Origin of the sequence: Planctellipticum variicoloris (assembly GCF_030622045.1) — a bacterium.
GTDB classification, from domain to species: Bacteria; Planctomycetota; Planctomycetia; order Planctomycetales; family Planctomycetaceae; genus Planctellipticum; species Planctellipticum variicoloris.
Window position 1 is genome coordinate 4,994,422 of record NZ_CP130886.1, and the last position, 14,295, is coordinate 5,008,716.

Here is a 14,295-nt window from a genome sequence, read left to right on the forward strand (position 1 = left end):
GAATGTCGAAAAGAAGTGAGGCATCTCGTAGTAGGGTGGGCTGTGCCCACCATCTTCCTCGGTCACATCCCCCCATACCGCACCAGATACCAGTTTTCCTTGATCCGGTAATACCGGGCGACCGGCGGCGTTGGAAATCCGAACCCTCCGTCCAATTGCATCGCGGGCAGCGTGCCGTGGGGATGGTACTCCACGCTCATTTCGTAAGTGGCCGCCAGTTCGAAGTTGATGGCGCCGTTCTTCCAACGCCTGACAAATGTCCCCATCGCTTCTCGGAACGGATATCGTTCTCGCTGACCGCGTATGGAAACCAGCCCGGAACCAACCCAAACTTCAACATCCGGTGAAATCCGCCCCGACTCCGTCGGCCACTTCTGGCTCAGCGCCAGCCCCGCCTCTTCGATCCGCGGAAAGATCGCCGCCACCTGCCGCCTCGCCCGCCAGTCATCCACCAGCGTCTGCGTCCCGCACAGCAGCCCCCAGCCGACGACCAGTCCGACCGCCGCCAGCATCCGCCGCGACGATTTCTTCGGCCAGAACGCCAGAACCGCCAGCAGAGCGGTCGCGGCGACGCCCGTCCAGACGAGCAGATGGAGGGCGATCACCCGTTTGCCCAGCCCATCCCAGCGAATTGACCGCAGGGGATCATTGAGTCCCCAGTCGCCGTCCGGAACGGGGGCCGTCAGCAGCAGCTTTTGCAGCCCCAGCGAAACCTCCCATTGCAACAGAGCCGACCGGAAGCTCGCATCATTCGCCGACCAGACGAAGATCACCGCCATGCACAGCCCGGCCAATGCCCCGGCGGCGATCGTCCAGCACCGGCTGGAACGAATCCACGAGCTTGGAGATCGACGAGAGGCCGCAGTATTCATTGGACAGATCCGGAATCCGGGTGACGCCACGAAAGTGCAACGCCACCGGATCGCACGAAGATCACGGACCACACCCGGCGATTGCCAGCAAAGTCGTCCGGCGACTCGGTCACCCGAGCCAGGTTACTTGCCCGGACCGCCGCCAGCCGATGCCCCCTCGGACTTCCCCGTCTTGAACACCAGCAGATACGGCACGGCGGGCCGGCCCCCGGCGTCTTTGAAGTTCCGGAACTTCTGGCTGTTCGCCCAGATGGCGTAAGTCTTCCCCGGCTCCAGCTTGACCGGCAGCACGCACGTCCGCTTGTCGTCGAGATATTTCGGCTTCCCGTTCAGTTCGGGAAAACTCTCCTTCGAAAGAGTTGACCACGACCAGGAGCCGTCCTGCATCTCTTTGCTGAACGTGATTTTGATCTCCGTCAATTGCGGATCGATGTCGCCAGCGCCGGCTTCCGGAACCGTCTTCACGACGACCGGCGGGACAGATTCGAGCGTGACATCCTCGGCCGGTGCGACGCCGGGAACCAGACTTCCGCTCAGGGCCACAAGGAGGATCGCGACGCGTTTCATGATCAGGCTCCTGGAGTGCGACGTTGAACTGGTGGATTTTTGCACCATGTGTCACGAGGCTACACAGCGAAATCAGGTCGTCAACGGGAATGTTCCTCGCTCGCCGTCGAAATTCTGAAATCGACTCCTTGAAATTCTTCCACCCCCGAGTACCATACTGACATTGAGACTCAGTCTCACTCCGAGGCCGCAGCCAGCAGCCACACGCTCCCCGTGAGCCAGCCACGCTCGGAAACTCCGCTCCGTCACACCGTGTGACTCGGCGTCGATTTTCCCGTGGATGCTCGAGGAGCCCTCTCATGTCCGGTCCCGCCTGCCCCGCTACCCGGCGCGGCTTCACCCTCATCGAACTGCTGGTCGTGATCGCCATTATCGCGATCCTCATCGCCCTGCTGCTCCCCGCCGTCCAGCAGGCCCGAGAGGCCGCCCGCCGGACCCAGTGCCGCAATAATCTCAAACAGATCGGCCTGGCGATCCACAACTACCACGACGCCCACCTCGCCTTCCCGCGCGGGGAACTTGATGGAACCTACAGCAAGACCAGCGCATTTGTGCCGATCCTGCCGTATCTCGATCAGGCCAACATGATCAACCTCTACAACTTCAACGTGGCGGCGACCCACGCCTCCAACGAGCAGGTCGTCAAGCAGTTCCTCCCCGTCTATCTCTGTCCGTCCGCCGTCATCCGTCGACAGGTGCCGATCAGCGGCTGCGACACCAATAATCGCGCCCCGGGAACCTACGCGGTCTGCAGCGGCTCGGGCGACCCCTACGGGACTTCGGCCGGCGGCAACCCCAACAACGGCGTCTTCACCAACTTCGGCAGCGGCACCACCCGGATTCGCGATGTGACCGACGGCACGTCGAACACGATCATGGCCGGCGAGTCGGCCTGGAATTTCCCCGACTATCTCTTCACCAGCGGTCCATGTAACGGCCAGATCCGCTGGGGTTTCACCTACTGGTCCTCCCCCTACCCGCTCGCGACCCTCTTCACCACCGCGGGACCGTTCAACCCCAAACTCATGAACGGCGACTCCATGCGGCTGGCGACGTTCCGCAGCGATCACGTCGGCGGCGTCCACATCGTTCTCGCCGACGGCGCGGTCCGGTTCCTCAGCGAGAACATCAGCCACCAGCTTCTCGACAGCCTCGCCACCCGCGCCGGCGGCGAAGTGGTGGGGGAGTTTTGAGGTGCGTTGAGAGTTGAGAGTTGAGAGTTGAGAAGACCGTGTCCTGCATGGCGTCTTCCCTCCTCACTAGCCACCAACCACTATCCACCAACCACTTCTTCTGGAGTTTCACCATGCTCCTTCGTGTTTCGCTCATGATTCCGCTGCTCGCCCTGGCCGTCGGCTGCGGGCGTTCCGGGCCCGAGCTGCAACCCGTCAGCGGGGTGGTCACCGTCAATCAGCAACCGCTGGAGGCGGGCCGGATTCTGTTCCGGCCGCTCGATGGCACGGAAGGCAAAGCCACCAGCGCCGGGATTCAGCAGGGTGAATTCACCGTCACTCGCCAGGATGGACTTGCCCCCGGGAATTATCGGGTGGAGATTGAAGCGGCGGCGGATCTCGGTTTCGAGATCGACGACGACGTTGCCTTCGCCCAGCGGGGTGGAAAGCCCCTGCCCCCGAATCCGGTCCCTCCGAAGTTCAATCGCAACAGTACGCTGACGGCCAGCGTGGCCCCCGGCGACAACAACATCCTCGAGTTCAACCTCGACGTTCCCGCCCCCTCGAAGAAGTGAGAGAGTTCATGCTGCTCCGAATTCCCAAACTGGCCCTCGCCTGTGCGGCGGCCCTCCTGCTGTCCCCCGCCGCCGGGTGGGCGCACTTCATCTGGCTGGTGCCGCAGGCGGCTGACAACGGCGCCCAGGTCCAGATCTACTTCAGCGAAGATGCGTCGCCCGACGACGCCGACCTGCTCAAGCGGCTGCAGGGGATTCAGGTCTGGCAACTAACCGCCGGCAACGAGCCCCGCGTTCTCGAACTGGCGAAGACAGAAAAATCTCTCGCGGCCGTCGTCCCCGCTCCGGGCATCGGCGACAGCCTGGTTGTCGCAGCTCACGATCTGGGCGTGCTTGACCGGGGCAACAACGTTTTCCGATTGAAGTACTTCGCCAAGTCCGGCCCAGCCGCCGGGGCGAAGGCCTGGACCTCGATCGACAGCTCGAAGCAGCTCCGGCTCGACGTTATTCCGCAGTTCGCGGACGGCAAGGTCAACGTGCAGGTGCTGTTTGACGGCAAGCCGGTCAGCGGCGCCGAAGTGAAGGCCAGCGGACCGGGGCTTGACGACTTCGAAGCGACGTCGGATGCTCAGGGCCGGGCGGCCTTCGCCGCCAGCCAGCCAGGCACCTACTCGCTGCGAGCCCGCCACGTGGAAGAAGTTCCGGGAGAACTCGACGGCAAGAAGTATCCGTCCACCCGCTACTACACCACTGTGGCGCTGAACGTCGCCGGTCAGCCAGTGGCGGCGTCGCTGCCCGATCTCCCCGAAGCGGTCACCAGCTTTGGCGGGGCCATCCTCGACGGATCCGTCTACATCTACGGCGGCAACACCGGCAGCGCGCACTCCTACTCCAGGGACGGCCAGGCGAAGGTTCTGCGCCGACTGCCCCTCAAGGGGGGGGCGTGGGAAACAGTCGCCGAAGGCCCCGGCCTGCAGGGACTGGCCCTCGTGGCCCACGGCGGCAAGCTCTACCGCATCGGCGGTTTCACCGCGATGAATGAAAAGGGCCAGGAGAGCGACCTGCAGTCCCAGGCGAGCGTCGCCAGCTTCGATCCGAAGACGAAGCAGTGGGCCGACCTGCCCCCGCTCCCCGAAGCCCGCTCCTCGCACGATGCCGCCGTGGTCGGCGATGTGGTCTACGTCGTCGGCGGCTGGCAGCTCGGCGGCGAAACCGACCAGCAGTGGCACAGCACCGCCTGGCAGCTCGATCTGGCCGCCGCGAAGCCCGAATGGAAGCCGTTGCCGGCCCCGTCGTTCCACCGCCGGGCGCTCGCGCTCGCCGAACAGAACGGCAAGCTGTACGTTATCGGCGGCATGCAGGAAGAGGGCGGTCCGACGACCCGCGTCGACATCTTCGATCCGAAAACGAACGCCTGGTCGCAGGGGCCGAGCCTGGTGGGCGAAGACGGCATGACCGGCTTCGGCGCCTCGGCGTTCGCCACCGGAGGACGTCTCTACGTCAGCACGATCAAGGGGAGCCTCCAGCGGCTGTCGGCCGACGGCGCTGCGTGGGAAGTGATCGCTGAGACCCCCACCGCCCGCTTCTTCCACCGCATGCTGCCGGTCGACGAGCAGCATCTGGTGATGGTCGGCGGCGCCAACATGAAAATTGGCAAGTTTGAGAAGGTGGAACTGCTCAACGTGCAGGCTCTCCCGGCTGCAACGAAGAACTGACGACTGGCGCTGTGACACAGACATTCCTGTCTGTGCAATTTGATCTGCCTCCGATTCTCGGGACGCGCTCGCCCCGAGACCAGCACGCCCGCGGGAACCGAGCCCGCGGGCGTGTGCTTTTTGAGAGACTCGCTGGTTCAGTGACCCGGCACGCAATACGCTGCTGGTCGGCGGACCTGTGATTCACCACGACTGGAGTCGTGCACGGTCTGCGTCACTTCCCTGTCGACCGTGAGCCCGCCGTGTCAACGCTGCACACCCAGTCTTCAAGTCCTCCCGAACCGACTCCTGCCCGCAACCCCGCCCTGCGCGTCGTGCTGTTGACGTCTCCCGGTCTGTTTGGCGCGCAGATCATCAACCGCCTCTCCGCCGCAGATCTCCAACTGGTCGGCGTCGGCTTGACCGATCGAATCTATCGCAACAAGAGCAAGCTGGCGGCCATACATACGTTCCGGGTCCGCACCGGCTGGCGGTACCTCGCGTACAATGCGCTGCAGTCGGACATCGCCTGGTCACTGCTGCAATTGACTCGCCGTCCCGGGGGATTGCGTCGCAGCGGCGCGAAAGTCCGCCGTCTGGAGGACATCAATGCCGCCGCCACGCGGAACTGGCTGCGGGAGCTGCAGCCGGATGTCATTGCGTCGTTCTTTTTCAATCAGAAGATTGGCCCGGAAGTCTGCGCCATCGCCGGCCGAGCGTGCATCAACATGCATCCCAGCCTGCTGCCGGAGCTGCGCGGCCCCGATCCGATCTTCCGCGCTCTTCAGCGCGGTCTGACGACCACCGGCCTGACGCTCCACGAAGTCTCCCCCGAGATCGACGGCGGGCGGATTCTGCATCAGGAATCGCGCGAGATTCCCGCGGGCCTGTCGGCCTTTGGACTCTACTCCTTGCTGATCCGCGACGGCGCCGATCTGCTGGCGCGCTGGCTGGAGGACAAGGTCACGCCGCAACCGCCCGAGCCGTCCGAGCCCGGCGCCGGCGACTACACCACTTTTCCAACGCCGCAGGAGGTGGGGAAATTCGTGGCAGGGGGCGGCGAACTGATCCGGCTGAAAGAATGGCGGCAGGCGTTGCGGGAAGTTGAGTAGCGGGTGGAACGGAGCGAATAGGGAGTAGGGAATAGGGAACGAGACAAATTCGTAGAAGGCGCCCTGGAGACATAAGAATATGTCCGAGTCGAAGCCCACGGCTGTTTCCTGCAGCGCCCGGTTCGCAGTCTGGCGATGGAAACGCCCCTGGTGGGCGTGGTGTCTGCTCGTTGTTTCGCTGCCGGCCGTCTATTTTCTCTCGGCCGTTCCGTTCGTGACGCTGGCGATCGAGATTGCGAATCGAACCGGACATTCACAGGTTTATCTGATGGCGGAGGACGTCTATCGCCCGGTCTTCTGGCTTGGTAAGCGTTCCGAGTTCGCCGGGCTGGTGCTCGCCTGGGAGCAGCACGTGATGCTGTCGCTCTTCGGGCGGTCTGCATAGCCTCGAACGATGCACCACGTGATGACAATGACTGGTCGCCGTTGCGACTGAAGCGATTGCGTGTCACGGAGCGAACAGCGAGCGGGGAATCGCGAATCGCCGGAGACGTTCTGGTTCGAGTCGCGCCCTGATCCGCTACGCCGCTTCTCCTTCGAGCACGCGACGCCAGCGGAGCGGCATGGCGGCGAACGCCGTCGCGTACGTCTGTTCGAGCGGTGTCATGACATAGCGGTCCGGTTCGAGATACAGCGGCATGTCCCGCAGCGCATCGCCCACGGCGAACGGTTCGATACAGGCCCGCGTCGTCAAACCGGTTTCATAAGCCACGAGCGTCAGCGGCTTGTCCGCAGGGGGCTGGAACAGGTTATCGGAGACTTCGCCCCAGATCGCGGCATGAATGCCTTCGGGATCCCGCTTCGTCGGCGGAAACGGATCGATCAGAAGCCGATGAATGCGATGTTCAAGCAGTTCGCTGGCCTTGTTGACGAACGCTCGAAAGGCGTCGCGCGTCGACTTGTTTCCCGGCGATACGATTTCGAGCACGGCGACCATCCGATCGCCGCTGACGTGCCGCACCACAACGGAGCTTTTCTTGCGCCGGTAAAATTCGGTCGCCGTTTCCGCAGTGAAGCGAGTCACCGGGCGGGGTTGAGTCAGCGTCTTTTGCACTTCAGGATTCGTCGGCAGCCGAGACTCCAGGCTGAGTATCTCGGGACCGACACCCGCCGCGATCTGTTCGGGGAGTGCATAATAATTCGCCGGCAAGGCCCCTGAGTTCAGGAAATCGGTCAGCGCACTGATCCAGACATGATGAAACGCGTGGAAGATCCCGGCGTCCACCGTTTTCCAGTTGTGCATCGCCATCGGGGCGTCTCCTTTGTCGCCCGCAAGTTTACCCGGAGACAGGCGACGGAGAATCCCGACCGGACGAACGCGGCGGCGTTTTTCGGGCGACTGCGTTCTCCCGGGCAAGTCCAGACTCGCCCCATTGTGACGCACAATTCCCAACGCTCTCTGGTTCCCAGGCTCCGTCTGGGATTCTCCGGCAGCGAGGCTCCGCCTGGGCTGCGCGAAATCGTCAATTGTTGGCGGTCCCGGTTGATCCGGCTTTTGTTCCTGGAAGGACGGGGAGGGCCTGGCGGCGCTGGGCTGTCAGCGACTTGCCTAAGTGGTCGTCGATCCACGCGAGCAGGTCGCGATGCCGCACGGCGTTCAGGGCTTCGCAGATCTTTTCCTCGCTGATCCGCACGACCGACGCGGCCATCCCCAGAATCAGTTTCGTAAAGCCGCCGCGGCTGTGCTGGCCCTGCAAACGCTTGCCCTTGCCGATCAGCGATTCCAGCACTTCGCTGCTGGCCGGCAGACTCTGTCCGGGGAGCACGCCGCTCGACTGCTCGCTCACGAACTCCACCAGCCGCGCCGCCGCACGCTCACCGGCAGGCGTTCGGGCCACCGTCTCCAGTTGCCGGCGCAGCGTCTCGCCGGCGGCGGCGTGGTAGCCCGCCACGCGCAGGAACTCCAGCATGTGGTCCTTGACCGCCTGCAAGTCGTTCCAGTCCACGAGCGCCTCCCGGAAGTCGCGGATCCAGCCGAACTTCTCCTCGAGCCGCGTCAGGTCGAGACCCGCGGGACGTTCGGCCGCGGGCGTGTCGATCAGCCGCAGCATGCGGGCGCCCCAGCCGATCAGCGGCCCCAAGTTCAAGTAACGCCCTTTGACTTTCTGCGTGGGGGGAGCAAGGTGTCCGAGTTCCGTCTGCTTCACCCGTGGCTGCGTCTGCCCGCAGTGTTTGACGAACGCGATCCACCGCGGATCGGCGAGCAGTTCGTGCTTGAGCACGATCGCCGTCTTGTGGGCGATGTCGTGCAGCACCTGCGTCGTCGGGTGCTGTTCGCGGAAACGCTGAGCGCCGCCGAGAAGATCCGAACCCTCGTCGCTGAGGATGGCGGCCGGCACGCCGACCAGCCCGGCCGCAGCCGCGAGCTGCCGCTGGACGATCTCGCCGCTGGATTTTTCGACCGGCTGCAGCGCCAGCAGCGTCAGATCCTGGTGCGTCAGCGGCGCCGTCAGCGCTTTCCACGCCGACAATCGCAGCCCCGCGATGACCAGACACTTCCGCGACCCCAGTTGCAGCGTGTGGTCGACGAGGAACACCCAGTCGGCGGCGAATTCCTTGGGCCGCCGCAACTCGTGCAGTCCCAGCCGCAGCAGCCACGCTTCCGCAGTATTGGCCGCAGGAGCCCCCCGGAACTGGGGCAGGCTGTCCCGCAGCAGTTCGACCACCGCCCGGCAGCCGCGAAAGCTGACCGCTCCGGCCAGACAGAACTGCAACGTCAGGCCGATGGCCGCTGCCGAATACGCATGATGGGCCGGTCGGACGGCGTCCGGGAGGGGGCCAGGGGCTGCGTCGGCGACCCGGTCAGCGCCCGGATTTTAAGGCGGCGATCTCACGTTCCAGGTCCGCCGCGCGGCGTTCGGCCGCGGCGGCCCGCGTGCGCCACATCGCGCGGCTCTTCTCGACGGCGCGGGTCTGGTTCTGCAGGAGCTTGCAGGTTCGCTTCCACTGGCCGGACTTCGCCTTCCACCGATTGCGACTCCGCTCGAAGAACCGCACCAACTTGCCCGCCGGCGACGAATACCGGGCGACGGCTGTTTCGCTGGTTTCGCAGGTCATGACGTTCCTCCTTGAACAAAAAGCCCAGTGGAACAAAAACGCGACGATTCGCCGAGGCCAATTGCCCCTGAAAACGACGGATTTCGCGCAGCCCAGGCTCCGCCTAGGAAGGAGGAGGTCTGTGTCTGGCGGTCCGCGAAACAGGAATCGCGATCAGCCTTCTGCTCTGGCGACTCGCAATTCCCCATTTCCTATTCGCTGGCATCCGGCTGCGGTCGGTGGAATTCTTCCCAGCGTCGCCAGGCGTAGGTCCATTCCATCCACATCCGCATGACGGACCAGAGGAGTCGCATGCGGGCGAGGTGTTCGGGGGGCAGGCCGGTTTGACGGGTGACGGCGTTGCGGGCGGCGTCGGTGAGTCCCCAGCGAGCGGACAGCGCTCGGCAGAGGCCGTCGGGCGTGAGATCTTCCTCGGCGTCCTCGCGGGTATAGCCGGCGCCGTCCGCGGTCACGAACAGCTCGAAGAGCTGGGAGTGATAGGGGTCGATTTCGAGCGGGCGGGTTTGCCGGTCCGCTTCCTGGATCAGTTCGTCGACGCGCCGGAGAATCCGGTTGGCGAGTGAGGAGGGATCCGGGTCGTCGGCGGACATGGCGGGCGTATCCTGCGGAGGGGGAAACGTACGGCGTCTCTGTCCCTGAATACCCGCGCGCGGGGCCGGCTGCAACCCGACCGACCGGTCAAAGACGACGCCCCGCCCACCTGTCTGGGTCGGCAGGGGAGCGGGGCGTCGTGGCGTCGAAATGTGGCGGCGGCGTTACGGGATGAGGAAGATCAGGCCCGTGATGGTTCCGGCCTCGACGAGGGCGGCTTTGGTGTTCCAGGGGATCTGGTAGCACAGCTTCGGATTGTAGTCCCCCGGGTCGAGCCAGCCGAGGCTGGACTGGAGGCACCAGGGGGGATCGATCGCCATCTGGTACGGCAGTCCGATGAACTGCACGCCAAACTTGGCGACGGAGACGGCAGGCTGCAGGATGGGGCCGCCGTATGTGTGGCCGTAGCGTTCGAGTGCGGGATCGTGGAAGTAGAGCGGGTAGTACGAAAGGTCGGGGGCGTCGAAGACTGCTGCGGCGTGGACGAAGTTTCGCGGAACGAAGGTCTGGTTGCCGAACGACACATGGTACTTTTCGGCTTCCTGCCGCGAGTAGTCGCGCAACTCGGTGTCGGGAATGGCGATGCCTCCGATGCGGATCTCGCCGATCTTCTTGACGCGGAGCTCCGCGGGCGCCGCGTTCCGCACCAGCGGATCGTCCTGGAGGGTCGTTACGGGGGAGCGATCTTCCTGGACTGCGACTCGCCCGACGGCTTCCTCGGCGGGTTGCGGCGCAGTCGCGGCGGGTTCCGAGGGGGCTTCGGGGATCGCTTCGGCGGGCGGAGCGGTTTTTTCGCCGGGTGGAGCGACTGTGACGATCCAGACCGGTTCGGACGGAAGGAGGGGGAAGGGGAGATCGGCGGAGTCACCTTCCGCGGGCAGGGTGGCGGGAGCGGACTGCCGGTTCTCGATCGCGATTTCGGCGGCGCCGGGAGGCGTGAGCTGCGGTTCGTCGTCGTCCGGGATGCGTCGGATGGAGTCGCCGTCGCGCAGCGCGCGTTGATCCGGACGGACCGCTTCCGTCGCCGGGTACTGGTTCTTCAGTCGCTGCCAGCGTTCCTCGGCGGAGCGCTGCTGGAGCGCATCGAGAGGTCCGGCGGCGACGTTGAGCGGCTGCGGGGGGGCGGCTGAGGCGAGCGGCCCCATGGTCAGCACGAGCCATGAGCCGGTCGCCAGGAGGCTAGACCGACTCCACAGGGACATGTTCCACCGAGTAATTCGGCGATTCTTCCGTGATGGTGATGTCATGCGGATGACTCTCCCTCACCGTGGCCGGTGAGACTTGAATGAACCTGGCTTCCGTGCGCAGGTCGGCGATCGAGCGAACGCCGCAATATCCCATGCCAGCCCGCAGTCCGCCGATCATCTGATACAGGACGGAGTGGAGCGAGCCCTTATAGGCCACTCGACCTTCGACTCCTTCGGGGACCAGTTTTTGTGAGGATTTCCCGTCGTCACTGGGTCCCTGGCGATACCGTTCGCTGCTTCCTTTGACCATTGCTCCCAGAGAGCCCATGCCCCGGTAGCGTTTGTAGCGTCGTCCCTGGTAGAGGATGACTTCGCCGGGGCTTTCGTCGAGCCCGGCGAGCATGCCGCCGAGCATGACGGCGTGGGCGCCGGCCGCGAGAGCTTTGACCATGTCTCCGCTGTATCGAATTCCTCCGTCGGCGATGATTGGCACGTCAGAGTCTTTGACCGCTTTCGCGGCGTTCGCTACAGCGGAGAGCTGAGGGACGCCGACGCCTGCGATAACGCGAGTTGTGCAGATCGATCCAGGACCGATGCCGACTTTCACGGCGTCGGCGCCGGCCCGCACCAGATCTCGCGCCCCCTGTTCTGTCGCCACATTTCCGGCGATCACGTCGATCGACCAGCGTTTTTTCAATTCTTTAACGGTCTCGATGACATTCCGCGAGTGACCGTGAGCGCTGTCGACGCACAGGACGTCGACGTCGTTCTCGATCAGGCAGGCTGCGCGGTCGTAATCGAACACTCCGATCGCGGCTCCGACCCTGAGTCGTCCGCGGGCGTCCTTGCTGGCCCGGGGATAACGGAGGTTTTTGTCGATGTCCTTGATCGTGATGAGGCCCTTCAGTTGATAATTTTCGTCCACCAGCAGAAGTTTCTCGACCTTATTTTCCAGCAGGATCCTCTGCGCTTCTTCAAGCGTCGTATCCTCTTTTGCCGTAACCAGTTTTCCCTTTGTCATGACTTCGGAAATCGGCGTGTCTTTTGAGGGTAAAAACCTCAAGTCGCGGCGGGTCAGGATGCCCATCAGCAATCCGTTCCGGGTGACCGGGACGCCGCCGATGTTCCGCTGCTCCATGATTTCCCAGGCGTCCGACGCGGTCGCTTCCGGGGGGAGGGTGACGGGATCGACGATGACGCCGTGCTCGCTGCGCTTGACCCGTTCGACTTCGAGGGCCTGCTGGACGGCGGGCATGTTCTTATGAATGATGCCGATGCCCCCCTCCTGGGCCATGGCGATGGCCATATCGCTTTCAGAGACGGTGTCCATCGGGCTGCTGAGGATGGGGACGTTGAGCCGGATGTTGCGAGTCAACTGGGTGGCGACGTCGACGTCCGACGGCATCAGCTCGCTGTAGCCGGGCTCCAGCAGGACGTCGTCGAAAGTCACTCCGCGATAGACGATGCGGTCTTCCATGTCAGTCTCCCCAATTAGGCACGTCCCGGACGATGGCCCGCCGGGAGTGTCCCCTGCTCCTCGAACCCGATCGATCCGTCACTGTTCCACGGCGTCAGCGCCGTCAAGCCCGGCCGCGGGCGGCGTCATTCCCGCGCTGACGACCAGACGATTGGCCAGTTCCACCAGTTGCGAGACCTGCAGTTGCTCGGCTCTGGCGTCGAGCGGAATGCCGGCGGCCTGAACCAGGGCCTCGATTTCCGCCCGCGACCAGCGGTCCCGATGCATTGATGCGAGAACTCCCGCCAGACGCTTGCGACGCTGGGTGAAGATTTCGCGCAGGAATGTGTGAAGAAACTCCCTGTCGGCGATATTCGCGGTTCGTTCCGGGGCCGGATCGATGCGGACGATCGCCGAATCGACGTTGGGCCGGGGCCAGAAAACCGACGGGGGGAGTTTGCGAATGGTTTTGAGATTCGCCTGGGACTGGAGCCAGACGGTCAGGGCGCTGTAGTCGCTCGTGCCGGGTTTCGCCGCCATGCGGACGGCCAGTTCCCACTGGACAGTCACGACCATCCGGCCCCAGGGGAGGCCGGTGGAGATCAGATTGGAGATGATCGGCGTGCCGACGTGATAGGGGAGATTGGCGACGAGTTTGACGACCGGTTCTGCACCCGTCACCGCGCCCACCTTCGCCAGTGCGGCGTCGAGCGCTTCCAGCACGGCGGGGGCCAGGTGATTCTTGTTTTTCAGGGCGTCGCAGTTGAGGAGGGTGATATTCTCGTAGTGCGACGTGGCTTCGGAGGCGAAGGCGTACATATTGGGGTCGTATTCAACCGAGACGACATGCCCGGCGACGGCGCCCAGATAGCTGGTCAGGCTGCCAGTTCCGGCGCCGACTTCGAGGACGACATCGACGGGGCTGAGTTCGGCTTCGCGAACGACCAGCTCGATCAGATTGATATCAATGAGGAAATTCTGACCCAGGTCGCCGCGCGGGTGCAACCCCTGCCTCTGGAACAAGGCTATCAGGTGCGATCGCGTCTGACGCTCGGCGTCTCTCATTGAATTGGCAGGCAAACCCCGTGGAATGTTGAATCGAGAATTGTAGCCAGCGGGGATTCGCTTTGCGAACGTGGCTGTGGGAAAATCGTCGATGGTCGATCATCGATCGTTGATGGCAGGAAAAACTCGGTCGTGAGATTGGGGTGGCATGGGCTGGCGGCTGGTTGAAATTGCGGGGAAAACCGCGGATCTGTGGGAGCCGGACGACCTGGTCGCCCCGGCGGGGCGGGCTCTGCTGTTTCTGCACGGGTATGATTCGCTGACGCTGGCGGGCAACGAAGCGTGGACCGCGGCGCTGGCCGAACACCGGCTGCCGTGCCTTTGCCCGCACGGGCCGGGGTGCTGGTGGCTGGACAGAGTTTATCCCCCGTTCGATGTGGCTGTTTCTCCGCTGGCGTTTCTGCACGGTCCGGTCCGGGAGTTTACGGCTGGGCGGTGGAATCTGCCGCCGCGGATGCTGGCGCTGGGCGGATACGAGATGGGGGGGCAGGGGGCGCTGCAACTGGCGTATCGATATGGTCGGGAGTACCCGGTGGTCGCGGCGGTCTCGCCGAAGCTGGACCTGGAGACGTGGTACGGGCACGGATTGACGCTGGACGAGATTTTTGCGGACCGGGAAGGGGCGCGGCAGGCGGGGGCGATGCTGCAGCTCCATCCGCTGGACTGGCCGAAGTCGCAGTTTCTGGCGGCGGACCCGGCGGACCCGTACTGTTTCGACGCGACGGAGCGACTGGTCGGGAAGCTGGGATCGAGCGGGATCCCGTGCGCGCGGGAGCTGGAGGAATCGCACGGGGGCTTCGGCTGGGAGTATGCGAATCACCTGGCGGGCCGGGTGGTGCGGTTCGTGGGGGAGAGTCTCGAACGGGAATCGCGGCGGCTGGTGTGAGGGGGGGGGCTTCCGAGGGCCGGACATTTTGTACAGAGTCGCGACGCGATCCCACCTGAACACTTGAGACAAAGACCATCTCCACCCAACGGCCAGCGCATATCAATTCCTCTGCAGCGTG

15 protein-coding genes are annotated in these 14,295 nt (G+C 64.3%); 6 read left to right on the forward strand and 9 right to left on the reverse strand.

All coding sequences use genetic code 11. The annotated features are described in order from the left end of the window. Window positions 1–62: 62 nt before the first annotated feature. Window positions 63–872 carry a hypothetical protein gene (locus SH412_RS19380; protein ID WP_336519664.1) on the reverse strand — a complete coding sequence of 270 codons (810 nt, stop codon included), beginning with the start codon at window positions 870–872 and terminating at the stop codon, window positions 63–65. A gap of 123 nt (window positions 873–995) precedes the next feature. Next, window positions 996–1,439: an Ig-like domain-containing protein gene (locus SH412_RS19385; protein ID WP_336519665.1), complete on the reverse strand. Its 444-nt coding sequence runs from the start codon at window positions 1,437–1,439 to the stop codon at window positions 996–998. 299 nt (window positions 1,440–1,738) lie between these two features. On the opposite strand from SH412_RS19385, the gene SH412_RS19390 reads away from it, so the two are divergent. The 5 genes from SH412_RS19390 (at window position 1,739) to SH412_RS19410 (ending at window position 6,317) form a co-directional block, all read left to right on the forward strand. Next, window positions 1,739–2,632: a DUF1559 domain-containing protein gene (locus SH412_RS19390; protein ID WP_336519666.1), complete on the forward strand. Its 894-nt coding sequence runs from the start codon at window positions 1,739–1,741 to the stop codon at window positions 2,630–2,632. A 113-nt stretch (window positions 2,633–2,745) separates the two neighbouring features. Beyond that, entirely contained in the window at window positions 2,746–3,186 is a 441-nt protein-coding gene (locus SH412_RS19395; RefSeq protein ID WP_336519667.1) for a hypothetical protein, read from the forward strand. A gap of 8 nt (window positions 3,187–3,194) precedes the next feature. Next, window positions 3,195–4,841, forward strand: coding sequence for a DUF4198 domain-containing protein (locus SH412_RS19400; protein WP_336519668.1), 1,647 nt, complete (start codon window positions 3,195–3,197; stop codon window positions 4,839–4,841). Between the two features lie 242 nt (window positions 4,842–5,083). Further along, the gene (locus SH412_RS19405) at window positions 5,084–5,932 is read left to right on the forward strand and encodes a formyl transferase (RefSeq protein WP_336519669.1); all 849 of its coding nucleotides are present in this window, start codon (window positions 5,084–5,086) and stop codon (window positions 5,930–5,932) included. A gap of 79 nt (window positions 5,933–6,011) precedes the next feature. Further along, window positions 6,012–6,317, forward strand: coding sequence for a hypothetical protein (locus SH412_RS19410; protein ID WP_336519670.1), 306 nt, complete (start codon window positions 6,012–6,014; stop codon window positions 6,315–6,317). A 135-nt stretch (window positions 6,318–6,452) separates the two neighbouring features. Here the strand turns inward: SH412_RS19410 and SH412_RS19415 are convergent, their stop codons facing one another. The 7 genes from SH412_RS19415 to rsmA form a co-directional block, all read right to left on the reverse strand. Next, window positions 6,453–7,181: a DUF4058 family protein gene (locus SH412_RS19415; protein WP_336519671.1), complete on the reverse strand. Its 729-nt coding sequence runs from the start codon at window positions 7,179–7,181 to the stop codon at window positions 6,453–6,455. Between the two features lie 214 nt (window positions 7,182–7,395). Further along, complete coding sequence (locus SH412_RS19420; RefSeq protein ID WP_336518718.1) at window positions 7,396–8,646, reverse strand: hypothetical protein; 1,251 nt, start codon at window positions 8,644–8,646, stop codon at window positions 7,396–7,398. 88 nt (window positions 8,647–8,734) lie between these two features. Then, window positions 8,735–8,989, reverse strand: a complete 255-nt coding sequence (locus SH412_RS19425; protein WP_336518717.1) for a hypothetical protein — start codon at window positions 8,987–8,989, stop codon at window positions 8,735–8,737. Between the two features lie 191 nt (window positions 8,990–9,180). After that, window positions 9,181–9,579: a hypothetical protein gene (locus tag SH412_RS19430; RefSeq protein ID WP_336519672.1), complete on the reverse strand. Its 399-nt coding sequence runs from the start codon at window positions 9,577–9,579 to the stop codon at window positions 9,181–9,183. 165 nt (window positions 9,580–9,744) lie between these two features. Further along, entirely contained in the window at window positions 9,745–10,782 is a 1,038-nt protein-coding gene (locus SH412_RS19435) for a hypothetical protein (RefSeq protein ID WP_336519673.1), read from the reverse strand. After that, window positions 10,760–12,244, reverse strand: coding sequence for an IMP dehydrogenase (gene guaB, locus SH412_RS19440; RefSeq protein WP_336519674.1), 1,485 nt, complete (start codon window positions 12,242–12,244; stop codon window positions 10,760–10,762). Before guaB ends, SH412_RS19435 begins: the two co-directional genes overlap by 23 nt. A 78-nt stretch (window positions 12,245–12,322) precedes the next feature. Beyond that, window positions 12,323–13,228, reverse strand: a complete 906-nt coding sequence (gene rsmA / locus SH412_RS19445) for a 16S rRNA (adenine(1518)-N(6)/adenine(1519)-N(6))-dimethyltransferase RsmA (protein ID WP_336519675.1) — start codon at window positions 13,226–13,228, stop codon at window positions 12,323–12,325. A gap of 208 nt (window positions 13,229–13,436) precedes the next feature. Between rsmA and SH412_RS19450 the strand changes: the two genes are divergently transcribed. Further along, complete coding sequence (locus tag SH412_RS19450) at window positions 13,437–14,174, forward strand: alpha/beta hydrolase (protein ID WP_336519676.1); 738 nt, start codon at window positions 13,437–13,439, stop codon at window positions 14,172–14,174. Window positions 14,175–14,295 lie beyond the last annotated feature (121 nt).